Origin of the sequence: Rhodococcus sp. 06-418-5, from assembly GCF_002258285.1 — a bacterium.
In the GTDB taxonomy this organism is placed as follows: domain Bacteria; phylum Actinomycetota; class Actinomycetes; order Mycobacteriales; family Mycobacteriaceae; genus Rhodococcoides.
Window position 1 is genome coordinate 208,379 of sequence record NZ_NOYE01000025.1, and the last position, 24,399, is coordinate 232,777.

At 65.6% G+C, this 24,399-nt stretch carries 24 protein-coding genes; 12 read left to right on the plus strand and 12 right to left on the minus strand.

The features are described from left to right. Window positions 1-41: 41 nt before the first annotated feature. Window positions 42-866: a 16S rRNA (cytidine(1402)-2'-O)-methyltransferase gene (gene rsmI, locus CH274_RS19640; protein WP_094658772.1), complete on the plus strand. Its 825-nt coding sequence runs from the start codon at window positions 42-44 to the stop codon at window positions 864-866. Window positions 867-870: 4 nt separating this feature from the next. Here the strand turns inward: rsmI and CH274_RS19645 are convergent, their stop codons facing one another. After that, window positions 871-1,299, minus strand: coding sequence for an SRPBCC family protein (locus CH274_RS19645; RefSeq protein ID WP_032395725.1), 429 nt, complete (start codon window positions 1,297-1,299; stop codon window positions 871-873). Between the two features lie 14 nt (window positions 1,300-1,313). Then, window positions 1,314-2,333, minus strand: coding sequence for an alpha/beta hydrolase (locus CH274_RS19650; RefSeq protein WP_032395724.1), 1,020 nt, complete (start codon window positions 2,331-2,333; stop codon window positions 1,314-1,316). Window positions 2,334-2,504: 171 nt separating this feature from the next. Between CH274_RS19650 and CH274_RS19655 the strand changes: the two genes are divergently transcribed. Beyond that, window positions 2,505-3,884, plus strand: a complete 1,380-nt coding sequence (locus tag CH274_RS19655; protein WP_094631239.1) for a WS/DGAT/MGAT family O-acyltransferase — start codon at window positions 2,505-2,507, stop codon at window positions 3,882-3,884. 71 nt (window positions 3,885-3,955) lie between these two features. On the opposite strand, the gene metG is transcribed toward CH274_RS19655, so the two are convergent. Further along, complete coding sequence (metG, locus tag CH274_RS19660; RefSeq protein WP_094658568.1) at window positions 3,956-5,500, minus strand: methionine--tRNA ligase; 1,545 nt, start codon at window positions 5,498-5,500, stop codon at window positions 3,956-3,958. A gap of 21 nt (window positions 5,501-5,521) precedes the next feature. Between metG and CH274_RS19665 the strand changes: the two genes are divergently transcribed. The 3 genes from CH274_RS19665 (at window position 5,522) to rsmA (ending at window position 8,473) form a co-directional block, all read left to right on the plus strand. Next, window positions 5,522-6,349 (plus strand): TatD family hydrolase, encoded by an 828-nt coding sequence (locus CH274_RS19665; protein WP_094658569.1) that lies wholly within the window; start codon window positions 5,522-5,524, stop codon window positions 6,347-6,349. 102 nt (window positions 6,350-6,451) lie between these two features. After that, window positions 6,452-7,579, plus strand: a complete 1,128-nt coding sequence (locus tag CH274_RS19670) for a resuscitation-promoting factor (RefSeq protein WP_094658571.1) — start codon at window positions 6,452-6,454, stop codon at window positions 7,577-7,579. Window positions 7,580-7,597: 18 nt separating this feature from the next. Further along, complete coding sequence (gene rsmA / locus CH274_RS19675) at window positions 7,598-8,473, plus strand: 16S rRNA (adenine(1518)-N(6)/adenine(1519)-N(6))-dimethyltransferase RsmA (protein WP_094631242.1); 876 nt, start codon at window positions 7,598-7,600, stop codon at window positions 8,471-8,473. Between the two features lie 7 nt (window positions 8,474-8,480). On the opposite strand, the gene CH274_RS19680 is transcribed toward rsmA, so the two are convergent. Both CH274_RS19680 and CH274_RS19685 read right to left on the minus strand, forming a co-directional pair. Next, complete coding sequence (locus CH274_RS19680; protein WP_094658573.1) at window positions 8,481-9,296, minus strand: DNA/RNA non-specific endonuclease; 816 nt, start codon at window positions 9,294-9,296, stop codon at window positions 8,481-8,483. Between the two features lie 12 nt (window positions 9,297-9,308). Continuing rightward, complete coding sequence (locus tag CH274_RS19685) at window positions 9,309-10,298, minus strand: helix-turn-helix transcriptional regulator (protein WP_032395717.1); 990 nt, start codon at window positions 10,296-10,298, stop codon at window positions 9,309-9,311. 182 nt (window positions 10,299-10,480) lie between these two features. Here CH274_RS19685 and CH274_RS19690 point away from each other — a divergent pair, with 182 nt between their 5' ends. The 4 genes from CH274_RS19690 (at window position 10,481) to CH274_RS19705 (ending at window position 15,016) form a co-directional block, all read left to right on the plus strand. Beyond that, the gene (locus tag CH274_RS19690; protein WP_094658774.1) at window positions 10,481-11,416 is read left to right on the plus strand and encodes a 4-(cytidine 5'-diphospho)-2-C-methyl-D-erythritol kinase; all 936 of its coding nucleotides are present in this window, start codon (window positions 10,481-10,483) and stop codon (window positions 11,414-11,416) included. Then, on the plus strand, window positions 11,416-13,212 hold the full coding sequence (locus tag CH274_RS19695; RefSeq protein ID WP_032395716.1) for an ABC-F family ATP-binding cassette domain-containing protein: 1,797 nt from the start codon (window positions 11,416-11,418) through the stop codon (window positions 13,210-13,212). The genes CH274_RS19690 and CH274_RS19695 overlap by 1 nt, the downstream gene beginning before the upstream one ends. Window positions 13,213-13,288: 76 nt before the next feature. Then, a complete protein-coding gene (locus CH274_RS19700; protein ID WP_094658574.1) occupies window positions 13,289-13,972 on the plus strand; it encodes a DUF4166 domain-containing protein in 684 nt (227 codons plus the stop codon). A 45-nt stretch (window positions 13,973-14,017) separates the two neighbouring features. Next, entirely contained in the window at window positions 14,018-15,016 is a 999-nt protein-coding gene (locus tag CH274_RS19705) for an enoyl-CoA hydratase/isomerase family protein (RefSeq protein ID WP_032395714.1), read from the plus strand. A gap of 10 nt (window positions 15,017-15,026) precedes the next feature. Here the strand turns inward: CH274_RS19705 and CH274_RS29775 are convergent, their stop codons facing one another. Next, a complete protein-coding gene (locus CH274_RS29775) occupies window positions 15,027-15,374 on the minus strand; it encodes a hypothetical protein (protein ID WP_230596808.1) in 348 nt (115 codons plus the stop codon). Between the two features lie 70 nt (window positions 15,375-15,444). On the opposite strand from CH274_RS29775, the gene CH274_RS29780 reads away from it, so the two are divergent. After that, window positions 15,445-15,669 (plus strand): hypothetical protein, encoded by a 225-nt coding sequence (locus tag CH274_RS29780; protein WP_230596806.1) that lies wholly within the window; start codon window positions 15,445-15,447, stop codon window positions 15,667-15,669. A gap of 163 nt (window positions 15,670-15,832) precedes the next feature. On the opposite strand, the gene pnuC is transcribed toward CH274_RS29780, so the two are convergent. Further along, the gene (pnuC, locus tag CH274_RS19715; protein ID WP_032396227.1) at window positions 15,833-16,486 is read right to left on the minus strand and encodes a nicotinamide riboside transporter PnuC; all 654 of its coding nucleotides are present in this window, start codon (window positions 16,484-16,486) and stop codon (window positions 15,833-15,835) included. 7 nt (window positions 16,487-16,493) lie between these two features. After that, entirely contained in the window at window positions 16,494-18,188 is a 1,695-nt protein-coding gene (locus CH274_RS19720; protein WP_094658576.1) for a peptide chain release factor 3, read from the minus strand. 144 nt (window positions 18,189-18,332) lie between these two features. Here CH274_RS19720 and CH274_RS19725 point away from each other — a divergent pair, with 144 nt between their 5' ends. After that, window positions 18,333-19,967 carry a fatty acyl-AMP ligase gene (locus CH274_RS19725; protein WP_094631247.1) on the plus strand — a complete coding sequence of 545 codons (1,635 nt, stop codon included), beginning with the start codon at window positions 18,333-18,335 and terminating at the stop codon, window positions 19,965-19,967. 91 nt (window positions 19,968-20,058) lie between these two features. On the opposite strand, the gene pth is transcribed toward CH274_RS19725, so the two are convergent. The 3 genes from pth to CH274_RS19740 all read right to left on the minus strand — a co-directional run bounded on the left by pth (window position 20,059) and on the right by CH274_RS19740 (window position 22,184). Continuing rightward, the gene (gene pth / locus CH274_RS19730) at window positions 20,059-20,646 is read right to left on the minus strand and encodes an aminoacyl-tRNA hydrolase (protein ID WP_230596804.1); all 588 of its coding nucleotides are present in this window, start codon (window positions 20,644-20,646) and stop codon (window positions 20,059-20,061) included. Between the two features lie 87 nt (window positions 20,647-20,733). After that, the gene (locus tag CH274_RS19735; RefSeq protein ID WP_094631248.1) at window positions 20,734-21,396 is read right to left on the minus strand and encodes a 50S ribosomal protein L25/general stress protein Ctc; all 663 of its coding nucleotides are present in this window, start codon (window positions 21,394-21,396) and stop codon (window positions 20,734-20,736) included. Between the two features lie 191 nt (window positions 21,397-21,587). Then, window positions 21,588-22,184 (minus strand): TetR/AcrR family transcriptional regulator, encoded by a 597-nt coding sequence (locus CH274_RS19740; protein WP_094658577.1) that lies wholly within the window; start codon window positions 22,182-22,184, stop codon window positions 21,588-21,590. A 73-nt stretch (window positions 22,185-22,257) separates the two neighbouring features. Here CH274_RS19740 and CH274_RS19745 point away from each other — a divergent pair, with 73 nt between their 5' ends. Beyond that, window positions 22,258-23,238, plus strand: coding sequence for a DMT family transporter (locus CH274_RS19745; RefSeq protein WP_094658579.1), 981 nt, complete (start codon window positions 22,258-22,260; stop codon window positions 23,236-23,238). Here CH274_RS19745 and CH274_RS19750 read toward each other — a convergent pair. Next, on the minus strand, window positions 23,181-24,350 hold the full coding sequence (locus CH274_RS19750) for an aminotransferase class V-fold PLP-dependent enzyme (RefSeq protein WP_094658581.1): 1,170 nt from the start codon (window positions 24,348-24,350) through the stop codon (window positions 23,181-23,183). The two genes, CH274_RS19745 and CH274_RS19750, sit on opposite strands and share 58 nt — an antisense overlap. Window positions 24,351-24,399 lie beyond the last annotated feature (49 nt).

Below are 24,399 nucleotides of genomic sequence, written 5' to 3' on the forward strand. Positions count from 1 at the left end.
TGCCCGACAAACCGATGCACCGCGTACGGGACACTGGAGTCATGCTCATCCTTGCCGCCACCCCGATGGGCGACGTCGGTGACGCCTCGCAGCGCCTGCGCGACGCACTCGGCAGTGCCGATGTCATCGCCGCCGAGGACACCCGGCGCACCAAGCAACTCGCCTCCTCGCTCGGCGTGGTGATCTCGGGCAGGGTCGTCAGTTTCTACGATCAGGTCGAGACGGCTCGCCTGCCGGCGCTGGTCGAGGCCGTGGCAAAGGGCAAGACGGTGCTGTTGGTCACCGACGCCGGGATGCCGTCGGTCAGCGATCCCGGCTACCGCCTCGTCGCGGGGTGCGTCGACGCCGATCTCCCGGTGACCTGTCTGCCCGGTCCGTCCGCCGTGACGACCGCACTCGCGCTGTCCGGTCTGCCCGTCGAACGGTTCTGCTTCGACGGGTTCGCGCCACGCAAGCAGGGGCAGCGTCGCAGCTACTTCCAGTCGGTGCTCGCCGAACCACGCGCCATCGTCTTCTTCGAGGCACCGCACCGCCTCGTCGCATGCCTCGAGGACGCCGTCCACGTGCTCGGTTCCGACCGCCGCGCCGCGGTGTGCCGGGAGCTGACCAAGACCTACGAGGAAGTCCGACGCGGTGGCCTCGGCGAGTTGCTCGAATGGTCGAAGGCAGGCGTACGCGGCGAGATCACCGTCGTGCTCGAAGGAGCCGTCGCCGTCGCCGAGGAGCCCGAGGATCTCGTTGCCGACGTGGAAGCGCTGGTGGCGTCGGGCATGCGGTTGAAGGACGCCTGTGCCCAGGTGGCGGTCGACGGCGTCTCCAAACGTGAGGTCTACGAGGCAGTGCTCGCTGCGCGCAAGGAGCAGTAGCGCGTCAGCCGACGACCTGCTGACGCAGGCCCTCCGTGGCGGCCTCGAGGATCGTCTTGGTTCCCTTCTTCACCAGGAAGCCGGGAAGCGGGACCTTCGGGTCGACGGTCAGCTCGAATTCGACGTGGGTGGCGTCGCCCTTCGGAGTCAGGGTGTACCGGCCGTCCTGGGCCTTCTGTTGGGTGCTCTCCACGAGAGTCCAGGACACCTCGTTGTCCGACCACGTGTACTCGACGAGCTGTTCGTCGTTGACTCCGATGATCGAGACCTGCATCTTCACGTGGTGCGGCTTGCCGTCGTCGAACCGATCGACGACCTCGCACTTCTTGTGTACCGGGGACCACGAGGGAATGCCCTCGACGTCGGCGAGAACCTCGAGCACTGCCGCTGCATCCGCGTCGATGTCGACGGACTTGTTCACTGTGACTGCCATGGGGAGAACGTATCTCAGCTTTCTCTACGGGGGCTGACGTTCCGCGCGAACTCGCCGATGGCTCTGAGCGCGCGGCGGGCCTCGGGGACGAAATCGGCTGCCTGGAACACGTGGACCTGGTCCTCGTACACCTGCAACTCGCAGTCCACTCCGGCGACGGCGAGTCGCTGAGCCATGAGTTCGGCGTCGGCATAGACCATTTCGGTCGAACCGACCTGGATCAGCACCGGCGGAAGGCCGGTCAGATCTCCGTCGACCGGTGACACCCGCGGACCCACGTCGCCGTCGACCACGATGCGCGCATCGACACGATCGGCCAGTGCAGTGAGTGCGGGAACCGCATTGGACGGGAAGACCGAACACTTCGACGCGTTCTCGTGGTCGAGTTTGCGGGTGGGGTCCATGTCGGTCAGGGGGGACATGGTGAAGATTCCTCCGGGCGCGGGCAAGTCGACGGTACGCAGCGCCAGGGTGACCATGAACGCGAGGTATCCGCCTGCCGAGTCGCCGCCCAGGATGATCTGCTCCGGCCGGTATCCGGAATCGAGAAGGAAGCGGTACGCGTCGACACCGTCCTCGACCGCGTGGCTGATCGGATTGCGCGGCATCATGCGGTAGTTCACCGACAGCACCGCTCCGTCGACGTGTTTCGACACTCGCGAGGTCATTCGCCGATGGGTGCGCAGCCCGCAGCAGACGAAGGCACCGCCGTGCAGGTAGAGCACCACGCGATCGGACCCGGTGCCCTCGGCTCTGATCCATTCGGCGTCGCACTCGGCGAGCATGACGCGGCTGCGGGTAGTGCCGCTGATCTGGGGGACGAGCAGTCCGGCGTAATCGACCAACCCCATGGGCCACGGAAGTGACGGTGTCTGCGCCCAGATCGTCAGGAACGGTCGGACAGTGAGCTGTAGGCCCTTGGACAGAATCTGCGACTGCAGGCTTGCGCCGCGGACGTAATGCCTGCGTGCGGTGACTGCTGGGTCGGTCGATTTCACTACGGTGAGCGCCGGATTCATAGCCGTCGCCTCCATCCCCGTCGTCGGTGCACGGCGCATCTGCGCCGTGCGTCGGAACCCCGCTCTTGTTGGAACCCCTGGTAACGGACAATAGCGGGTAGCTTTTCGTGACCGGACGTAAGGTCGTGTTCTGAGTCACATTCGGTGCCGTACCGTGACCGAAAACAAATGGAAAAGGGACAGCTCATGGCACTCATGCCCATCACGGAATCGATGTTTCTGATCGCCGAGTCACGGGAGCACCCGATGCACGTGGGCGGTCTGGAGTTGTTCGTCCCGCCCGGTGATCCGCACGACTTCGCCGAGGAGGTACACCGCAAGTTCACCACCGGTGAGGTGCACGAGCTCTTCCGTAAGCGCCCTGCGCGTCCGGTGCAGATCATGGGAAATCTGGCCTGGGCCTTCGATCCGGACGTGGATTTCGAGTACCACGTTCGCCGCACGGTGCTGCCTGCTCCCGGCCGGATTCGCGAGCTGTTCCAATTCCTCTCGCTCAATCACAGTGCACCGCTGGATCGGTATCGACCGATGTGGGAGCTGCACATCATCGAGGGTCTGGCGGACGGCCGAATCGCGTTGTACACCAAGGTGCATCACTCGCTGGTCGACGGCGTCAGTGCATTGAAACTCATGCAGCGCACGCTTTCCACCGATCCCGACGACCGGAGCGGAGTCGCCACCTGGGACCCGTCACTGTTCGGTAAGCGCAAGAAGCAGGGCGTCGAGGAGCAGCCGGGACGGCTTGCTCAGCTGGGCAGTGGGCTCTCGCTGGGACGCAAGATCGCGGGCGACCTCGTCGATTTCGCTCCGGCCTCAGCACGAATCGGATTGCGCGCGTTGAAGAAAGAAGGAGCTCAGCTGCCGTTGCAGGCACCGCGCACCATGTTCAACGTGCCCATCGGCGGCGCGCGCCGCTTCGCCGCCGAGAGCTGGTCGATCGAGCGGATCCGCACGGTCGGAACGGCTCTGGACGCCACGCTCAACGACATGGTGCTCGCGATGTGCGCCGGGGCTCTGCGCGCGTACCTCATCGATCGCAACGCGCTGCCCGAGGAACCGCTGATCGCGATGGTTCCGGTGTCGTTACGCAAGGAGGGGGACGGCAAGGATGCCGGGAATTCGGTGACGACCATCCTGTGCAATCTCGCCACGGACGAATCCGATCCGCTCGTGCGGCTGGAACGAATCAAGGATTCGACCGTCAAGGGCAAGCAAATGATGAGCGAGCTCAACACCCTCGAAGCGCTCGCCGTGGGAGCAGTCACCATGGCTCCGTTGCTGTTCGGGCCGGTGCCGGGATTCGTCGACTACACCCCGCCGCCCTTCAACGTCATCATCTCCAACGTTCCCGGATCCAAGGAGGATCTGTACTGGAACGGCGCGAAACTGGACGGCATCTACCCGGCGTCCATCGTGGCCGACGGGCAGGCTCTCAACATCACCGTCGCCAGCAACGGCGACTCGCTGAACTTCGGACTCATCGGATGCCGACGCAGTGTGCCGCACCTGCAGCGAATGCTGACGCATCTGGAGAACACGTTGGAGGAACTCGAGAAGACCTTGTGAGTGCGGCTTCGCCGCATGTGAGCGAAACTTCGTAGCCCACTACGAAGTTTCGCTCACATGCGTGGAGCGCTCTACTCGTACTTGGGGAACACCGGCGTCGGGGTCGGTAGTGCAGTGCCGGGCACCGAACGTGTTGCGATGTCGGTGAATTCGCGGTTCTGTGCGCCGAGCAGGTCGAGGATGCGCGACGCGGAATCGGGCATGACGGGCTGCGTCAGGATGCTCACGATGCGCAGCACCTCGATCGTCACGTACAGCACGGTGGCCATGCGATCGGGATCGGTCTTGCGCAGTACCCACGGCTGTTGCAGCGAGAAGTAGCGGTTGGTCTCACCGAGCACCGACCAGATCGCATCGAGCGCGGAATGGATTGCCTGCACGTCGAATTCGCGTCGGCAGAGCTCGAGGAGTGCATCGGCGCGGGCCAGCATCGCGTCGTCCTCGGCGGTGAATTCTCCCGGTGTCGGGAGAGCTCCGTCGAGGTTCTTGGCGACCATCGTCAGCGAACGCTGCGCGAGGTTGCCGAGTTCGTTGGACAGGTCGGCGTTGACGCGGGCGACGATTGCCTCGTGGCTGTAGCTGCCGTCCTGACCGAACGAGACCTCGCGGAGGAAGAAGAAGCGCACCGGGTCGAGGCCGTAGTTCTCCACCAACGATTTCGGGTCCAGAACGTTGCCGAGAGACTTGGACATCTTCTCGCCCTTGACGTTCAGGAATCCGTGCACGAACACTCGCTTGGGCAGTTCGATGCCCGCGGACATCAGGAACGCCGGCCAGTAGACGGTGTGGAAGCGGGTGATGTCCTTGCCGATGATGTGCAGATCGGCAGGCCAGAATTTCCGGAACGACTCCGACTCGACGTCGGGATAGCCGGCACCGGTGAGGTAGTTGGTGAGCGCGTCGACCCACACGTACATCACGTGCGCCGGATCGCCGGGCACCGGCACGCCCCAGTCGAACGTCGTTCGGGAGATCGACAGGTCGCGCAGGCCGCCCTTGACGAAGTTCACGATCTCGTTGCGACGGGTGCCGGGCGCGATGAAGTCCGGCGACGCGTCGTACAGCGCCAGGAGCTTGTCCTGGTACTGCGACAGCTTGAAGAAGTACGACGACTCCTCGGTCCACTCGACCGGAGTGTTCGTCTCCGTCGCGACGCGTGAGCCGTCCTCGGCGAGGGTGGTCTCGGCCTCGGTGTAGAACGCCTCGTCTCGTACCGAGTACCAGCCGGAGTAGGAGTCGAGATAGATGTCGCCGTTCGCTTCCATCCGCTTCCACAGTTCTTGGCTGGCGGCATGGTGATCGGCGTCGGTGGTGCGGATGAAGCGTCCGTAGGAGATCTTCAGCAGGTCCTGAGCGGTCTGGAATGCGTCGGAGTTGCGCGCGGCGAGCTCACGGACGTCCACGCCCTCGGTCTGGGCGGTCTGCTGCATCTTCAGGCCGTGCTCGTCGGTACCCGTCAGGAATCGCACGTCGTAGCCGTCGAGGCGTTTGAAGCGCGCGATGGTGTCGGTGGCGATGTACTCGTAGGCGTGTCCGATGTGCGGAGCGCCGTTGGGGTACGCAATCGCCGTGGTGACGTAGAACGGTGGCCGTGGGGCATCAGCTGGCGCAGTCATGGTGCGCCTACTCTAACCAGCGTGAGCAGAGACCGTCCCGCACCACCGTTGCCCGAGTCCGTCGGCACTCTCGTCGACGCGCACACCCACCTCGATGCGTGTGGGGCGACCGACGCGGCGAGTGTGGCCGCGATCGTGGACAAGGCCGAGTCCGTCGGTGTCACGCGGGTGGTCACGATCGCCGACGACCTCGATGCCGCGCGCTTCGCCGTCGACGCGGCGTCCTGGGATCCGCGGGTGTGGGCCGCGGTGGCGATTCATCCCACCCGCGCGAACGTGCTCGACGACGACGCCAGGGCCGAGATCGAGCGGTTGGCGTCCGATCCTCGCGTGGTGGCGGTCGGGGAGACCGGACTGGACTACTACTGGCCGGGCAAGCTCGACGGGTGCGCCACGGTAGCCGAGCAACACGAGGGTTTTCGCTGGCACATCGACCTCGCGAAGCGCCTGGGCAAGCCGTTGATGATTCACAATCGCGAGGCCGACGAGGATCTGCTGGCCGTTCTGACGGCGGAAGGTGCGCCCGAGACGGTGATCTTCCACTGCTTTTCTGGTGGTCCCGAGACCGCGAAGGCCTGCGTCGACGCCGGTTACGTTCTCAGCTTTTCGGGGACCGTCAGTTTCAAGAATGCGCACGCGTTGCGGGAGGCCGCGGTTCTGGTACCGGACGAGCTCGTGCTGGTGGAGACCGACGCGCCGTTCCTGACGCCGCATCCGTATCGAGGTGCACCCAACGAGTCGTACTGCCTGCCGTACACCGCGCGGGCGTTGGCCGAGGTTCGCGGCCAGGATCCAGCGGCGCTCGCTGCTCACGCCACTGCCAATGCGGAGCGGGTGTACGGCCTCTAGCTGCCGAAGTTGCGACGTGGGTGCTAATTCGTTACCGTACCGTGACCGAACTCGGGCGTTTCGACGCCGAAGTCACGCTCGCAACCGCCAGGAATACGAAACTTGTCGACTATCAGACGCCTCAACTCCGCCCGCTCGACCACTCTCTACCTGGTCATCGCGGCCCTGTTGATGACGCTCGTCGCCGGTGGTGTGATGGCCGTGAGCCGTCACAAGACCGTGACCATCGACGTCGACGGCGACATGATCTCGCTGAGCACGATGAAAACCGACGTCAGCAGCGCGCTGGCCGACGCCGGTTATGCCCCGTCGGACAAGGATCTGGTCGTTCCCGCTCCCGACTCCGGTCTGAGCGACGGCGACACCGTTGTCCTTCGCCGCGCCCGCGAGATCACACTGAACGTCGACGGCAAGCCCGAGGAGATCTGGACCACCGCACTGACCGTCGAGGAAGCACTGCAGCAGACCGGCCTCGCCGAGGACGTGCACGTCTCCGCCTCGCGCTCGGAGCGACTGCCGCTCGACGGCACCGAGTTGGACGTCGCACTGCCCAAGCAGGTCTCGCTCGTCGACGGCGGAGCCCCCGCCACCCCGATCACCCTGGCCGCACCGACTGTGCGCGAATTCCTTGATGCAGCAGGCGCGCCGCTCGAAGAAGCCGACACCGTCAGCCCCGATCCCGACGAGACCGTGACCGACGGTGCCGAGATCGTCGTCACGCGTGACCGCACCGTCACCAAGACCGAGACCACCGATACCGATGCCCCGGAGCAGCGGATCGAAGATCCGACGATGAACATGAGCCGCACCGTCGTCGAGAACCCCGGCGCTCCGGGCGTCTCCGACATCACCTGGAAGATCAACATGGTCAACGGCGTCGAGGTCGGTCGCGAGAAGGTCGACGAGAAGGTGCAGGTACCCGCCCAGCCGAAGACCGTCCGCGTCGGAGCCAAGCCCGGCACCGAGGTGCCGCCGGTGGAGAACGGTGCGATCTGGGACGCGCTCGCACAGTGCGAGGCAACCGGCAACTGGGCCATCAACACGGGTAACGGCTTCTACGGTGGCGTGCAGTTCGACCAGAACACCTGGGAACGTCAGGGCGGCCTCAAGTACGCGCCGCGCGCCGACCTCGCCACCCGCGAAGAGCAGATCGCAATCGCATCGGTGACGCAGAAATCGCAGGGCTGGGGCGCATGGCCCGCCTGCACCTCGCGGCTGGGTTATCGCTGATCACGTAGAGTTTCCGCCGTGTCCGAACATGTGAGGGGATCCGCGGCTCTGCTCGGTCCCGCCGAGGTCCGCTCCCTCGCAGCCGAGCTCGACGTGCGGCCCACCAAGCAGCTCGGGCAGAACTTCGTGCACGACGCAAACACTGTTCGACGCATCGTCGCCTCCGCGGGCGTCGGCCCTCAGGACACGGTCCTCGAGGTCGGCCCCGGCCTCGGTTCGCTGACTCTGGCGTTGCTCGACGTGGCCGAATCCGTCATCGCCGTCGAGATCGATCCCAAGCTCGCGAACCGTTTGCCCACCACGGTGGCCGACCGAGCCCCGACCCTGGCCGATCGGCTGACGGTGATCGAGGCCGACGCGCTTCGCGTCCGAGCGGCGGACATCGCGGGGGAGCCGACTGCACTGGTGGCCAACCTCCCCTACAACGTCGCCGTTCCCGTGCTGATTCATCTGTTCTCGGAATTGCCGAGCCTCCGTGTCGCGGTGGTGATGGTCCAAGCCGAGGTGGCCGATCGACTCGCCGCGGTACCGGGCAGCAAGATCTACGGCATCCCCAGCGTCAAGGCCAGGTTCTTCGGTGACGTCAAAAGGGCCGGCGCGGTGGGCCGTTCGGTGTTCTGGCCGGTGCCCAAGGTCGAGTCGGGCCTGGTGCGTATCGATCGGTACGCCGAGCCGCCGTGGCCCACCGACACCGCGCATCGCAAGGCCGTCTTCGCGGTGATCGATGCCGCATTCGCGCAGCGACGAAAGACCCTGCGAGCGGCCCTCGCCGGCTGGGCCGGCTCCCCGGTGGCGGCCGAACGCCGGTTGCGTGAGGCCGGAATCGACCCGACGGCGCGAGGCGAAACCATCGACGCCGCAGCCTTCGTCCGCTTGGCCGCTACCGAAGCCTGAGGCCCCTCTACAGGTGGATGTCCGACAGTCGCGTCAGCTCGGTCCACTTCGACGCCTCCGCACGAGCGGCAGCCACCGGTGCATAGCGATCGGCTTCGATCAACACACCCAGCTCCAGGCCGGTCATCGACGCGATGTCGGCCACCGGAACCTGGTACGTCCGATACGGGCCGAGGGGCGGGGGATCGGTCTCGAGTCGTAACGGCTTGTCGAGGATCGGATCGAGGGACGGCGACTGGTCGAGAACGTATCCGGTGCATGCGGGAGTCGAACCCTGCGACCATGCCGCGATCTTGAAGAACTGCCGCGGAATGGCGACACCGCGGTAGATCGGATCGTCGTCGGCGAAGATGCAACCGCTGAACACCGAGAGCTTTCGGTCGTACTGCTCGGCGTTTCCCAGCACGTAGTCCTCCAGCCCCAGCCACAGCGTCTTCGACTGATTCAGGGTGGCCGTCTGTGGCGCGCACACGGTGTAGTGGAACGTGTCCTCGTTGGCGCGCTCGGCCACCGCACGCTCACCCCACACCGGATCTCGCCTGCGAACCAGATGCCCGCGATCGAGGTCGTTGTTCTTGTACAGCTCGTTGCCGGCCTGCTGCGCAGCCGGTAGCCGATCGTCGAGTCGCCAGTTGTCTCCCCGCCCGACATCCTGCAGGCTCGCGCCGTCGATGTTCACGCCGGTGACCGCGGCGAGGCGTCGGGCAGGGTCGATGGACACCGAGAAGTGCGTGTACGCAAGCACCACCACGTCGGCGCGATCGGGCAACGGAACGTCGATGTCGGCCAGGAATTTCGGGTCGAAACCGAGTGGTGTCGTCATCTGCCCATTGACTCACGGACCGGTTACCGGAGGGTGAACCGCCGCGAGGTATCGCTCGTTCAGCCTCGCGTGCCGCTCGGCCACGATGCGGCATTCCTCGCGCAGTTCCGGTGGATCGAGCACCGTGAAATCGGTGTCGAACGCCGCCAGCCACCGTGCGATCGAGGGCAGCGAATCCCCGGCCAACACCACCGCGCAGGTGCGGTCGTCGATGGATTCGAGTGTGCCCCACTGCTCGTCGATCATCGGCGCGATCGTCTCGATCGGGGCGTGCAACGCGATCCGCGCCTGAACTCTGGCGAACGCACGATCGATTCCCTTCGAGACGAACGACGCCGCGCCGCCCGGCGGCAGCGCCCGGGGCGTGAACCGCGGACCCGTCGGAATCTTCGGAGTCAGGCGATCAACCCGATACGACCGCCAATCCTCCCGCAGTACATCCCAACCCAGCAGGTACCAGCGCGCTCCCGCCCGCACCAGGCTGTACGGCTCCACCTCGCGCCTGGACTCGGAACCGTCGTGCTTGCGGTAATCGAACCGCAACCGCTCGTGTCCGTGGCACACCGCTGCCACCGTGGACAGCACCGACGCATCCACCGCCGAACGGGGTGTCTTCTCCACCACGTCGATGCGCAACGCGTCGAGCCGATGCTGGATGCGCGAGGGCATCACCTGCCGCAACTTCGTCAACGCCCGCAACGACGCCTCCCCGATACCCGCGACCGAGCCCCCGGCGGCGGACTGCAACCCGAAGGCCACCGCCAGCGCCTCGTCGTCGTCGAGCAGCAGCGGAGGCATCTCCGCGCCGGGACCGAGCTGGTACCCACCGCCGACACCCGGCGTCGCATTGACCGGATAACCGATGTCGCGCAGCTTGTCCACGTCGCGCCGCAACGTGCGAGGAGTGACGTCGAGTCGCTCCGCCAATTCCGCGCCCGCCCAATCACGACGCGTCTGCAGCAGAGACAACAGTCGCAACAACCGAGCCGATGTTTCCTTCATGGGCCCACGATGCCACCGAATGCGGACATATTCGGTCCGCATCGCCCGATCATCCCCGCCCCCGAAGTCCACTGAATGTGACATCGACCGCCCAAAAGTCCACTGAACGTCACATCGAGTACCCACCGGAGGCCGCCCTGGTGGTGAACTCGGGCGTTGTTTCTCCACTACTGTGGTTACTCGTGCTGTCTGTCGTTCCCACACCCGTCGTTGTTCGGGCCCCGTCGAAGGTGAATCTGCATCTGTCGGTCGGTGACCTGCGTCCCGATGGCTTTCACGAGCTGACGACGGTGTTTCAGGCGCTCTCGCTCTCGGACGAACTGTCGGTGATTCCGGCCAAGACGCTCTCGGTTCGGGTGCGCGGTGACGACGCGAGGGTGGTTCCCACCGATTCGCGGAATCTGGTGTGGAAGGCCGCCGAGTTGCTGGGGCGTCGGGTCGGGCGAGAGCCGTCGGTGGAGATCACCATCGACAAGGGAATTCCGGTGGCCGGTGGGATGGCAGGTGGAAGTGCCGACGCTGCCGCGACCCTGGTGGCACTGAACGCGATGTGGCATCTCGATCTCTCGCGTGACGAGCTCGACGAGGTGGCGGCTCAACTCGGGAGCGACGTGCCCTTCTCGCTGCACGGCGGGACCGCGGTCGGAACCGGTCGCGGGGAGAAGCTGCTTCCGGTGCTCTCGCGCAACAGTTTTCACTGGGTGCTGGCGTTGGCGAAGGGCGGTCTGCAAACGCCTGCCGTGTACAACGAACTCGACGAGTTGCGGGCCAAGGGCCATCCGCCTCGCCTCGGCGGCACCGAGGATCTGATGCATGCGCTGGCGTCCGGCGATGCGCGTGCACTCGCGCCGTTGCTCGGCAACGACCTGCAGGCCGCTGCGGTCTCGCTGATGCCGCAGTTGCGTCGCACGCTGCGTGCGGGAGTCACCGCCGGGGCATTGGCGGGCATCGTGTCCGGCTCGGGCCCCACCTGCGCGTTCCTGTGCGCCGACGCCGACGCGGCGGTGTCGGTGAGCGCTGAATTGTCCGGTGCCGGTGTGTGCCGCACCGTCCGTGTTGCGAGTGGACCGGTTCCCGGTGCTCGTGTTGTCACTAGTGAATCGATTGGTTTTTCCTGATGGTCAATCTCGTCAATCTCGAAAACGTCAGCAAGTCCTTCGGCGTCAAGCCACTGCTCGACGGCGTCTCGCTCGGCGTGCAGGAGGGCGAACGCATCGGCATGGTCGGTCTCAACGGCGGCGGTAAGACCACCACCCTCGAGGTTCTCGCCGGCATCGAACCGCCCGATTCGGGACGTGTCAGCCGGGTCAACGGCCTGCGCATGGCCGTCGTCACCCAGCGCGGCGTGTTGCCTCCGGGGTCGACCGTCGGCCAGGTGGTCCTCGACCCACTCGGAATGGCCGAGCACGAGTGGGCGGGTGACTCTCGGGTGCGAAACATCTTGACCGGCATCGGTATTGCCGACCTCGGGCCTGCGGGGAGTTCGGGACTCGACGCGTCGATCGACAACCTCTCGGGCGGCGAGCGTCGACGAGTTGCGTTGGCAGCGGCTCTGGTTCAGGATCTCGATCTGCTGGTGCTCGACGAGCCGACCAACCACCTCGACGTCGAGGGCGTGCAGTGGTTGGCCGCGCACCTGGTCAGCCGTCGCAGTGCGCTGGTGGTCGTCACCCACGATCGCTGGTTCCTCGACACGGTCGCCAATCGCACGTGGGAAGTGGTCGGCGGCGGCGTCGAGGCCTACGAGGGCGGCTACAACGACTGGGTGTTCGCGCGCGCCGAGCGGTCCCGTCAGGCCGACGCGTCCGAGGAGCGTCGACGCAACCTCGCGCGCAAGGAGTTGGCGTGGCTGCGCCGCGGTGCCCCGGCTCGTACCTCCAAGCCGAAGTACCGCATCGAGGCGGCCGAGGCTCTGATCGCCGACGTTCCGGCACCGCGTGACTCCGTCGCGTTGTCCTCGTTCGCTCAGCGTCGTCTCGGCAAGGTCGTCATCGAACTCGAGGACGCGCGCCTGGAGACTCCCGACGGCCGAGAACTGGTGAAGGACTTCACCTGGCGTCTGGCTCCCGGTGAGCGCGTCGGCCTGGTCGGCGTCAACGGTTCGGGCAAGACCACGATGCTCCGCACGCTCGCCGGTGAACTGCAGCCTGCTGCGGGTAAGCGCATCCAGGGCCAGACGGTCAAGATCGGTTGGCTCAAGCAGGAATTGGACGACCTACCCAAGAAGCTGCGTGTTCTCGATGCGGTCAAGGAAGTGGCCGAGCGGATCACGTTGGGTGACCGCGAGATCTCGGCCGGGCAGCTCGCGGAGCGGCTCGGCTTCACCCCGGCGCGTCAGCGCACCCCCGTCGGAGATCTCTCCGGCGGTGAGCGTCGTCGGCTTCAGCTCACGCGCGTGTTGATGGCCGAGCCGAACGTGCTGTTGCTCGACGAGCCCACCAACGATCTCGACATCGACACCCTGCAGCAGCTCGAGGACATCCTCGACGGCTGGGCGGGCACCCTCGTCGTCATCAGTCACGATCGGTACCTGATCGAGCGCATCTGTGATTCCACCTGGGCACTGTTCGGCGACGGCAAGCTCACCAATCTGCCCGGCGGGATCGACGAGTACCTGCGTCGCCGGTCGGTTCTCGCGGCCGAGGCCACTCCGGATTCGTTGACCACCGGCGCGGTGCCGAAGAAGGCGACCCGGGATGCGGCGTCCGAGCGCGCGGCCCGTAAGGAACTGAGCAAGCTCGAAAAGCTCGTCCTTCGGCTCTCCAAGCGTGAGGTCGAGTTGCATGCCGAACTCGTCGACGCGTCCACCGAGCAGGGCAAGCTCGTCGCCCTCGACACCGAGCTCAAGCAGGTCCTCGCGGACAAGGATGTCGCCGAGGAACGCTGGATGGAGTTGGCCGCCGAGCTGGAGTAGAGCCTGCGGCACGTGAACGGAAATTCGTAATCTGCTACGAAGTTTCGCTCACCTGCGCGCAGCGCATACTGGAGTTATGACATCGGTCGTCGCGGAAGTACTCGGTTCGGACTTCGCCCTTCTGCATCCCAAGGTTCAGTGGCGCTTCGGATTGCAGTCCTCGGACCATCTCGCCCAGTTCGGGGTGGGCGTGATGGAGGAGATGACGCACTCTCGGCTCGTGCCGCCGCCGTTGCTGTGGGCCGGCCGCAAGCGTGGACTCTTTCCCGCGGGTGTGGGCAAGGACGTGCCGTTCACCATCGCCAACTATGCGTATGTCGACGAACTGGGCCGCGAGACAATGTCTTTCGTGCGGCGTTTCGCTTTCGCCGGTCGCCCGCAGGGAATGAACTCGGTGATGGTGTCCTCCGCCGAGTCCGACGCGTATGCCTTGGACTACCTGGGTTTCTCGTCGGACATGGTGGTGCACACCAGGTGTGAGGTCGACGCCGATGGTGGACTTGTGCTCGAGAGCGAGGTTCCGCGATTCCTGCTCGGCCCTCTTGCGCCGAAGTTGCCGAAGCCGGCGTCAGCGGTGACGATCGGTCGCGAGTGGTGGGATGCGGCCGAGGAACGGCATCGCATCGAGATCGAGGTGAAGAGCCCGGTGCTCGGGCAGATGTTTCTCTATCGTGGATGGTTCACTGCCGAGGAGCGGCCGTGTCCTCCCGCCGACATTCCCGCTGACGCGCGTCCACGGTCGGTCGAGTCTCGCGAATAGCGCTACTGTTACGCGTCGAACGAGGTGCGTGTGAAGGAGTCAACAGTGGCCGTTGTCGAAGCCGAGACCGTGGGCGGAGTGGGGCATATCGTCCTGAACCGGCCGGAGGCTCTGAACTCGTTGAACGGTGCGATGATCGACGGGATCCGCGCCGCACTCGATGCGTGGCGAGACGACGATGAGGTCACTTCTGTTCTGGTGACGAGCAGTTCACCTCGGGCGTTCTGCGCCGGCGGTGACATCAAGGCGATTCGGCAGGCCGTCGTCGACGGTGACCACGAGGCGGGCCCGGCGTACTTCGCGGCGGAGTACGACCTCGACGAGGTGATTGCCGGCTACCCCAAGCCGTACGTCGCCGTCATCGAAGCGGCGGCTTTCGGTGGTGGCCTGGGAATTTCGATTCACGGCAGCGTCCGTATCGTCACCGAGAACGCCGTGTTGGCGATGCCGGAGACGGCGATCGGTTTCGTGCCGGATGTGGGGTCGAGCTACTTTCTCTCGCGCCTGCCGGGCCATGCCGGACGGTACCTGGCGCTGACGGGAACTCGTATCACCGGAACCGATGCGCTCGCACTGGGATTGGCGACGCATTTCTGCCCGAGCGAGGTCGTGTCCGATCTGAAGGCGGACATTCTCGCAGGCATGGATCTGGACGAGGTTTTGGACCGATACACCACTGCGCCGTCGACCACCGAACTGTCGTTCGACGCGGAGGCGGTGGCTGCAGTATTCGAGAGGAGCTCACTCGTCGACATCATCGATGCGCTGGTGTGCGACACGCCCTGGTCGCGGACGACGAAGACTCAGTTGGCGACGCTGTCGCCCACGTCCCTTATGGCAACCGACGCGCTGATCACACGCGGGGCCGACAGTACGTTGCGTGAATGCCTCGATCGGGAGTTGCGGATGGCAACGTGGATCATCACCGAACCGGACTTCGCCGAGGGTGTTCGTGCAGTGCTGGTCGACAAGGACCGAGCGCCGCAATGGAAGCCTCTGGTACTCGAGATGGTGCGACCAGAGGCATTCCAGCAGCTGTTGTGACCGGTAGGGGTCAGCGGTAGCCCTTGGCGGGGTTCTGCAGGTCCAGCACGATGGTCTGGCCGTTGGAGCGAACGTGGATCTCGGGGTTCTGCAGGCCACCCGAGACGAGGTATTCGCCGAGGAGCTGGAGCAGCTCGTCGGGACCGACGGAGGTGTCGGGGGTGCGGATGTCGCCGGTGCGGCTGCCGAGCTCGTTCTGGGTCAGGCGGCCTGCGATGCGTACCGAGGCGACGCCCATGGCGGTACGACGGTCCGGTCCCTGGCCGCGACCGAGCGACGGCGAGGAGCTGGAGCCGTGAGACGTGGAGCGGCCGTTGGTGGGCAGGCCGTGTTCTGAGATCTGATCGCTTGTAGTCACTTCAACCTCGTTCGATTCCGTGGCGGGCTTCTCTGGACGACGTCGATCCGCGCGGGGGGTCGTTGAATCCGTGACGGACGACGTTGCTGGTGCAGGCGTTGTTGCGGACGCCTTATCGGTGGACGTGGCCACTGCCTCCGAATTCTCGGTGGTAGAGGTCTCGGCCGCCTTCTCGGCGGGCGCTGCCGCCGAAGAATCGGTGCGGCCACCGGCGGGTGAAGTGGAGTCGGACTTCGGCGGCGTCGCCAAACGATGCGCAGGAACGCCACCGACCTTGATCCCGGCCAATGGGTAGTTCGATCCCTTAGTCATGTCGTTTTCCACTTCATCGTGATCCCAGGTGGTTCCGCGCCGAGATGTCACGATCGGGCATCGATCAGGACGGGCTACTCGGCGTCGAGCACGCAGAAACGTACTCGAAGTTTGTTCGGACACGCTGAGAGTATCATCACGATTGTTTACGACGCCATTTTTTGACCGAAGTTCTTGTTCTGAACTCTGAACCACACGGCAAAACCCCAGGCCACGAACGCGGCATACACCAGGTAGAGAACCGCGGAGGGATAGAACCCGGCGACGATCAGCAGCGGAACGCCCACGATGTCCACCGCGATCCAGATCAGCCAGAACTCGGTGAGTCCACGCGCCATCCCGAAGGTCGCCAGCATGGATCCGGTGAAGATCCACGCGTCGGCCCACTTGCCGAACGAGCCGAGGTAGCCGAACAGTTGCGCGAACAGCACCGTGCCGACGATCGCGACGACGATCATCGCGGTCCGCTCCCGCGCCGTGCCCCACCGCGGTAGAACCGCTGCCCCCGACCGTTTGGAGTCCCGCAGCCAACGCATCAACCCGTAGACGCTCACCGCGATGAACATCAGTTGTCGCCCGGCCTGGCCGTACAGATCGAGAGCCTGCGGAGTGTGGAACACGCCGCCGAGGAAGACAGTGAACAGCAGCGCATTGCCGATGATCCCCACCGGCCACGCCCATACGACGCGCCGCATCCCGCCGATCGCCGAGAGCAAGCCGAAACCGTTGCCGACCACCTCACGCCACAGAATCGGGTGCCCCAGTACGGAGAACTCTGCGTCGAGCAGATCGATCAGCACGCCGGTGCTACTGATCACCCGCGGCGACGAGTGGTTCGAGAGTCAGCTCGGGCATCTCCTTCTGGATGTACTGCAGACGCCACTTGTCGCTTACCAGTGCCAGCAGCGCACCGTCGGTGCGGGTGAAGACCTCGACTCCGCGCTGGCGACCCAACTCGACGGCCGAGGCCGCGTCGGTGCGTCGGGCAAGGGAGTATCCGAGCGGTTCCATTCGCGCGTCGACGCCGAACTCGGTCTTCATTCGTGCGGTGACCACCTCGAACTGCATGGGTCCGACGGCGGCGAGCACGGGGGAGGCGTCGCCGCGAATGTCGTTGCGCAGCACCTGAACCACGCCTTCGGAGTCGAGTTGCTCGACGGCCCGGCGGAACTTCTTGTACTTGTCGGCGCTGTCGACCCGCAGTGCCGAGAAGTGCTCGGGCGCGAACGACGGAATGGGCGGGAACTCGACCCTCTTGTCGGTGTAGAGCGTGTGCCCGGGGGCGAGTGCGGTCGCGTTGACGAGGCCGACGATGTCTCCCGGATAGGCGTTCTCGACGGTCGTACGATCGCGACCGAACACCGTCAACGCGTACTTGGTGGTGAACGGCTTCTTGGTTTGCGAGTGGGTGACGACCATGCCGCGCTCGAACACTCCGGAGACCACGCGCATGAACGCCAGGCGGTCGCGGTGCGCGGTGTCCATGCCTGCCTGCACCTTGAACACGACGGCGCTGAACGGATCGGTGACCTCGCGTACCCCGCCCGAGACGTCGTCGCGCGCGCCGGGGGCGGGTGCCAGAGCGACGAGGGTGTCGAGAATCTGCCGGACGCCGAAGTTGAGCATCGCGGAGCCGAAGATCACCGGCGACGTCTGACCGGCCAGGAACATCTCCTGATCGTGCTGCTGACCGCTCGAGATCAGCAGATCACTTTCCTCGACGGCGGTGTCCCAGTCGACGCCCTCACGTTCGGCGGCGGCCTCGGCCGTCATGAATTCCTCGGGCGCGATGGTGGCACCGCCGGCAGTACGGGTGAACCGGATGTAGCTGCCGTCCTGTACGTCGAGCAGGCCGCGGAAGTCACCGGCGATCCCGACGGGCCAGTAGAGAGGCGTCGGAGTCAGGCCGATCCGCGACTCGATCTCGTCGAGCAGCTCGAGCGGCGACTGGCCCGGGCGGTCCCACTTGTTGATGACGGTGATGACCGGGATGCCGAACTGGCGGCACACCTGGAACAGCTTGAGGGTCTGCGGCTCCAGACCCTTGGCGGCGTCGATCAGCATCACCGCGGCGTCGACGGCGGTGAGAACGCGGTAGGTGTCCTCGGAGAAGTCGGCGTGGCCGGGGGTGTCGACGAGGTTGATGACGTTGGTGATCTCCGCGTCGGGTGAGGTCTGGTAATTGAACTGCAGCGCAGTCGAACTCACCGAGATGCCACGGGCCTTCTCCATCTCCATCCAGTCGGAGACGGTGGAGCGGCGGCCGGCTTTGCCGTGGATGGCTCCGGCCTCGGAGATGACGCGTGCATGCAGGGCGAGGGCCTCGGTGAGCGTCGACTTGCCGGCGTCGGGGTGCGAGATCACCGCGAATGTTCGACGCCTCGCGACCTCGGTCTCGAGCTCTGTGGCCCGGCTGCGGGTGGTTCCGGACTCGTCGAGCGCTGCCGGTCCGGACCCGTCGATCGTGGCGTCGACGTCGGGGGTACTGGACGGGGTGCTCACGAAAACCTCATTCTCCTAGCAAGGGCGGCACCGAATCGGGCGCCGGGGCAGAAATCAAGGATACGCGGCCTGTTGCACCCCTCGGTCGGGGCGGACTGCCTACTGTGGACGGTGGGCCGGGATTCCCTCACGAGGAGACGCGCGTTGAGCAAGTTCACCGAAGAGATGTTCGAGACCGCGAGCACCAGCAAGCACGGTCTGATCACCGGCGAGCCCGACGAGGCATTGCGACAGTCCTGGGGTGAAATCCACGAGCAGGCGCGTCGGATGGCCGGTGCGTTGGCCGACGCAGGCGTCGAACACGGAGATGCGATCGGCATCCTGGCCGGTCAGCCGGTCGACATCGCTCCGGCGTGCCAGGCGACCTGGATGCGCGGGGGATCGGTGACGATGCTGCATCAGCCGACACCGCGGACCGACCTCGCCGTCTGGGGTGAGGACACCGAGACCGTCGTGCGGATGATCGAGGCCAAGGCCGTGATCCTCGGGGCTCCGTTCGACATCGCCGCACCCGTGCTCGAGGAGCGCGGCATCACCGTGCTGAAGATCGAGGACATGAAGACCGGTCGCGACATCGATCCGGTGCCCACGTCCGAGTCCGATATCGCGTTGCAGCAGCTCACCTCCGGATCGACCGGTTCGCCGAAGGCCGTACGGATCACGCACGAGAACTTCTACGTCAATGCCTACGCGATGATCGACCGCATCGAATTCGATGTCGAAACCGATGTGATGGTCAGTTGGCTGCCGCTGTTCCACGACATGGGCATGGTGGGCTTCCTGTCGGTGCCCATGCAGGTCGGTGCCGAGGTCGTCAGTATCACTCCGCTGGACTTCCTGCGCTCGCCGCTGTTGTGGGCCAAGCTGATTCACAAGTACCGCGGAACCGTCACGGCAGCACCCAATTTCGCCTACTCGCTGCTGGCGCGGCGGCTCGGTCAGGCGGAGGACGATCTGGATCTCGACCTGTCGACTCTGCGCTACGCCTGGAACGGAGCCGAGCCGGTCGATCCGGACACCATGATCGCGCTCGCCGAGGCCGGAGCCCGGTACAAGCTGAACCCCCTCGCACTGGCTCCGGTCTACGGAATGGCGGAAACGACTCTGGCCGTGTCGATTCCGAACCCCGATCAGGGGCAGGTGATCGACGTGGTCGACGCGGACCTGCTCGAGACCCTCGGTCGTGCCGTCCCGTCCACTCGCGGTAACACCCGCTCGCTGGCGACGCTCGGCAAATTCGTTCCCGGGTTGGAGGGCCGTGTCGTGGACAAGGAGGGGCAGGTGCTCACCGCACGGGGCGTCGGCATCATCGAGGTGCGAGGCAAGGCCGTCACGCCCGGATACATCACCGTCGACGGCCCGGTGTCGACGCTCGACGCGGACGGCTGGCTCGACACCGGCGACGTCGGCTACATCACCGAGGACGAACTGGTGGTCGTCTGCGGGCGAATCAAGGACGTCATCATCATGGGTGGTCGCAACATCTATCCCACCGACATCGAACGGGCCGCGGGCACCGTCGCCGGTGTGCGGCCGGGCAATGCCGTGGCCATTCGGCTCGATGCCGGTGACAAACGCGAAAGTTTCGCGGTGGCTGTGGAAACCAACGACATCGACAAGCCGGACGAGGTCAGGCGCATCGAACGTGAAGTGATCCATGCGGTGCATTCGGAGGTCGGTGTTCGGCCGCGAACCGTCGCGGTGTTGGGGCCGGGCAGCATCCCGAAGACGTCGAGCGGCAAACTGCGGCGGGCGAATTCGGCGTCGCTGCTGAACTGAACCTGCAGGAGACCTCACGCCGTTCTTGCGGGGTGCGCGCGTGCGTCAGGAAGCGAGAACAGGCGCGCACCTCAGAACATGGGTGTGAGGATCAGCGCGGGTGCACCGTGTTCTGTGCGGCCTCGAGTCCGGCCGAGAGCAGGAGCTCGGCGGCGTCGGCTGCTTCCTCGACCACGACGCCGAGGTCCTTGCGCTCGGCAGCGGAGAACGGCTTGAGCACGAACGACGCCGGATCCATCCGTCCCGGTGGTCGCCCGACGCCGACGCGCACCCGCAGATAGTCCTTGGTGCTCAGGTGCTGCGAGATCGAGCGGAGGCCGTTGTGGCCGCCTTCGCCGCCGCCGAGTTTGAGTCGTAGAGCACCGAAGTCGATGTCCAACTCGTCGTGCACCACGACGATGTTCGCAGGCTCGATCGAGAAGAAGCGCGCCAACGCAGCCACTGGTTGGCCCGAGAGATTCATGAAGGTGCGCGGCTTGGCGATGACCACCGAGCGACTGCCGAGACGAGCCTGCACGATGTCGGAGTTGGACTTCTTGTGCGAGGAGAACGCGGAACCGATGCGTCCGGCCAGGGCGTCGGCCACCATGAATCCCACGTTGTGACGGGTCTTTTCGTACTGCGGGCCGGGATTGCCGAGGCCGACGATCAGGGCCGGCGCTGCGGGATCAACACTCACGGTCGTCATTGTCTCATCAGGCCTTCGAAACGAACGACGCGCTGCTCCCGAGGGAAGCAGCGCGCCGTCGAGCGTGCAGGTGGAGAATCAGCTCTCGTCGGAGCTGTCCTCGTCCGAGGACTCGGCTTCTTCCTGAGTCTCGGCTTCGCCCTCTTCGGAGATGGGCTCGGTGCCTTCGCCGTCGGCCTCGAGGTCTTCCTCGGACGGAGCCTCGACGACGTTCACGAGCAGCATCTCGCCGTCGGACACCAGCGTGACGCCGGACGGAAGGTCGAGGTCGGCTGCGGTGATCTGAGTGCCGATCTGAGCCTCTTCGACGGAGACGACGAAGTTCTCCGGGATCTCCAGTGCGTCGGCCTCGATCTCGACCGCGGTCGAGTCGGTGGTGACCAGGGTGCCCGGTGCGGCGTCGCCCTCGACGATGATGTTGACCTCGACGGTGACGCGCTCGCCCTTCTTCAGGACGAGGAGGTCGGCGTGCTCGATGCTGCGACGGATCGGGTGCACGACGATCGACTTGGTCAGCGCCAGCTGCGACTTGCCGTCGATGTCGAGGGTCAGCACGGCGTTGGTGCCGTCGTTACGCAGCACGGCTGCGAACGCGCGAGCGTCCAGCGCGAGGTGCTGGGGGTCGGTGGCGTGTCCGTACAGAACGGCGGGAACGAGGCCGTCGCGACGGGTGCGGCGGGCGGCTCCCTTGCCGAATTCGGTGCGGACCTGTGCGGTGAGGTTGTTTACCTTCGATGCCATGGTGCTGGATGCTCCTGATAACTGTGGTTCGTGCGGCGTACTTCGTCGGGCGGTCAAGCTCGTCGGGGCGGACACGAACGAGCGCGGCCAACGGGGCCGAGCCGCGTCGATAACGGTGGATCCTGAAATCGTGGATCTACCCTCGCCGAGACAACCTGGGAAACAATACACGATGCCGCGCAGTGGCTTGGTTATGTGCCCCCTGGGGCACCTGTCCGCGCCACTGCCAGCGCAGCGAGCAGATCGAACGCGATGCCCCGCGCGACCACGATCGCGTCATCGCGAGCCCCCGCTGTGCCCATCACCACCGCGCCCTCGTGCAGTACCGACAGTCGGGTTCCGAGCTGCTCGGCATCGGGGTAACCGGCTTCGGTGGCCAATCGCGCGAACAACGATCTCGTCCATTCCTTCTCGGACTCGATGATCGCGAGCACCGGGCTGCCGGTTCCGCCGAACTCCGCGAAGGCGTTGACGAATCCGCAGCCGCGATGGTTGTCGCGCATCCACAGATCGAGGGCGTCGTACACCCCGAGGATGCGCGCGTCGCCGGATTCGAGGGATTCGACGTACCGGGTCACGTGATCGCACCACAGGCCGTATCGGCGGGTGAGGTACCGCTGCACCAGGCCGTCCTTGGAGCCGAATCGGTCGTACAGCGTTTTCTTCGTTGTGCCGGCCTCCTCCGCGATGAGGTCGACTCCGACGGCGCGAATCCCGCGGGCGTAGAACAGGTCGCTGGCGACGGTCAGGATGCGTTCTCCGGCGGGGGTGAGCGGCTTGTCGAGCATGGTTGCCTTTCGAAAGCGCTGGTGAGCGGCAGGTGCACTGCGAGTATACAGACCTGTATGTTTACATCGCTCCATGAGATCGAGAGTCGACGTCATTGCAGGCACAGCACTGGTGGTGCTGTGGAGTTCGGGGTTCATCGGAGCAGAGCTCGGAACCGCCGAAGCCCCGGCTCACACGCTGTTGGCCTGGCGGTATCTCGCCGCGGCGGCGTTGCTGATCGCGTGGTGCCGGTTCCGGAAACTGACCCCCACCTGGCATGCCATCCGAATCCATGCCGTCCTGGGCCTGTTCTGTCAGTTCCTCTACCTCGGTGCGACCATCACCGGTATCGGGATGGGCGTGCCACCCGGCGTCGCCGCCTTGATCGCCGCGTTGCAGCCACTGGTGGTCGCGATGGCATCGAGCAGGATCTTCGGCGAACGCGTGGGAGGACGGCAGGTTCTGGGACTCGTCGTCGGGATCGCGGGTGTCTCATTGGTGGTGGTCGGAGACCTGTCCGGTGCGGATCTCTTCTGGCCGGTCTACCTGCTACCGGCTGCCGGAATGCTGGCACTGTCGGTGGGCACGATCGGCCAACGCGTGCTGGCACCGAAGGAGCCGATCGCGCTGGCGATGGCGATTCAATGTTCCATCAGCGCAGTCGGATTCATGACGTGGAGTGCTCTGGCCGGGGACGTCGCGCCGCCGATGACGAGGGGCTTTCTCGCCGCCGTGGTCTGGACGGTGGTGCTCTCCACCTTCGGGGCATACGGCGCGTACCTGTTCGTGGTGCGTCGCAACGGTCCGACGCGCGCCAGCGTGCTGCTCTACCTGACACCGCCGACGACCATGCTGTGGGCCTTGCTGATGTTCGGCGACGAGATCACCTGGCTCGGGCTCGGCGGGCTCGTGGTCTCCGCAATCGGCGTGGCTGCCTACCTCCGCGGAACCCATGTGAGCGACGGTTCGACGGGTCGTTCCGCCGGCTCCACTCCTGCCGACCCTGCTACGAAGTGTCACTCACCTGCGAGCGCAGCGAGCATCGCGTCCAGTTCGGCGAACGCGACGAAATAGTGCGGAGATGCACGCACGACGGCGTCGAGTCCCCGGCCCGTCATGTCCAGACGCGTGGAACCGCGATGGCTGACGGTGACCGTCACGTTTCGTTCGGCCAGTCGGTCACGCACTGCCACGGGATCCTCGCCGTCGACGGTGAAGGATACGATGCCGCTCTTGCGGTCGCCGAGGTCGCGCACGGTCACCCCGGGAACCTTCCGAAGCCCCGAGCGGAGGTAGTCGGCACGTTCGACGACGGCGTCTTCGACTCGGTCGATACCGAGTTCGAGCAGGTAGTCGACGGCCGCACCGAGCGCGAGCCTGGCCGCGACGTCGCATTCCCAGAATTCGAAACGCGTGGCGTCGTCTGCCATCCGGTACGTCCGTCCATCGGTCCACTCTGCGCTGTGCAGGTCCAGGGCCGGCGGATGCAGCGTCGACGCCAATCCTGGACGCAGGTAGAGGAAGCCCGTTCCGCGTGGGCCGCGCAACCATTTGCGGCCGGTGGCCGAGAGGGCGTCGACTCCCAACTCCTCGACGTCGACGCGCAGCTGCCCGATGGACTGGCAGGCGTCGAGCAGGACCAGTGCACCGTGCTGGTGGGCGAGATCGGCCACGGCACGGGCGGGATTGATCAGGCCGCCGTTCGTGGGGGCGTGCACCACCGAGATCAGTTTCACGCGGTCGTCGAGCATCGATTCCAGCGCATCCAGATCGATGCGTCCCGATGCGTCGCTCGGCATGACCTCGACGGTCGCTCCGGTGACTTCGGCGCGGTGGAGGGCGGAGATGGCATTGCTGGCGTACTCGGCCTCGCACAGCAGGATTCGGTCGCCGGCCGAGAGTGGCACCGAGTAGAAGAAGTCCGTCCAGGCCCGCGTCGCGGAATCGCTCAGTGCAATGCTCGACGCCTGCGCGCCGATCAATGTTGCAATCGAGGTCTTGACCGCGGCGAGGTCGTCGAGTCGTTCGTTCGCGGCCCGGTAGCCGCCGATCTCCGCTTCGCGGCGTAGATGCGCGATCGCGGTGTCGAGGACGACGGTCGGGGGCAACGAGGATCCGGCGCTGTCGAGAAACACGCGGCCCGACGCACCTGGGGTGTCGCGTCGAATGCGGTCGTGATCGAGCATCGGTCGTCCTTTCGGTTGCGAACTCTCGGGCACCAGAGTTCCACAATCG

Bases quoted from the DNA above. Each gene is read 5' to 3' on its own strand.
- rsmI (WP_094658772.1), top strand. From the start codon at position 42: ATGCTCATCCTTGCCGCCACCCCGATGGGCGACGTCGGTGACGCCTCG.
- CH274_RS19645 (WP_032395725.1), bottom strand. From the start codon at position 1,299: ATGGCAGTCACAGTGAACAAGTCCGTCGACATCGACGCGGATGCAGCG.
- CH274_RS19650 (WP_032395724.1), bottom strand. From the start codon at position 2,333: ATGGAGGCGACGGCTATGAATCCGGCGCTCACCGTAGTGAAATCGACC.
- CH274_RS19655 (WP_094631239.1), top strand. From the start codon at position 2,505: ATGGCACTCATGCCCATCACGGAATCGATGTTTCTGATCGCCGAGTCA.
- metG (WP_094658568.1), bottom strand. From the start codon at position 5,500: ATGACTGCGCCAGCTGATGCCCCACGGCCACCGTTCTACGTCACCACG.
- CH274_RS19680 (WP_094658573.1), bottom strand. From the start codon at position 9,296: ATGACGACACCACTCGGTTTCGACCCGAAATTCCTGGCCGACATCGAC.
- CH274_RS19685 (WP_032395717.1), bottom strand. From the start codon at position 10,298: ATGAAGGAAACATCGGCTCGGTTGTTGCGACTGTTGTCTCTGCTGCAG.
- CH274_RS19695 (WP_032395716.1), top strand. From the start codon at position 11,416: ATGGTCAATCTCGTCAATCTCGAAAACGTCAGCAAGTCCTTCGGCGTC.
- CH274_RS19700 (WP_094658574.1), top strand. From the start codon at position 13,289: ATGACATCGGTCGTCGCGGAAGTACTCGGTTCGGACTTCGCCCTTCTG.
- CH274_RS19735 (WP_094631248.1), bottom strand. From the start codon at position 21,396: ATGGCATCGAAGGTAAACAACCTCACCGCACAGGTCCGCACCGAATTC.
- CH274_RS19740 (WP_094658577.1), bottom strand. From the start codon at position 22,184: ATGCTCGACAAGCCGCTCACCCCCGCCGGAGAACGCATCCTGACCGTC.
- CH274_RS19745 (WP_094658579.1), top strand. From the start codon at position 22,258: ATGAGATCGAGAGTCGACGTCATTGCAGGCACAGCACTGGTGGTGCTG.
- CH274_RS19750 (WP_094658581.1), bottom strand. From the start codon at position 24,350: ATGCTCGATCACGACCGCATTCGACGCGACACCCCAGGTGCGTCGGGC.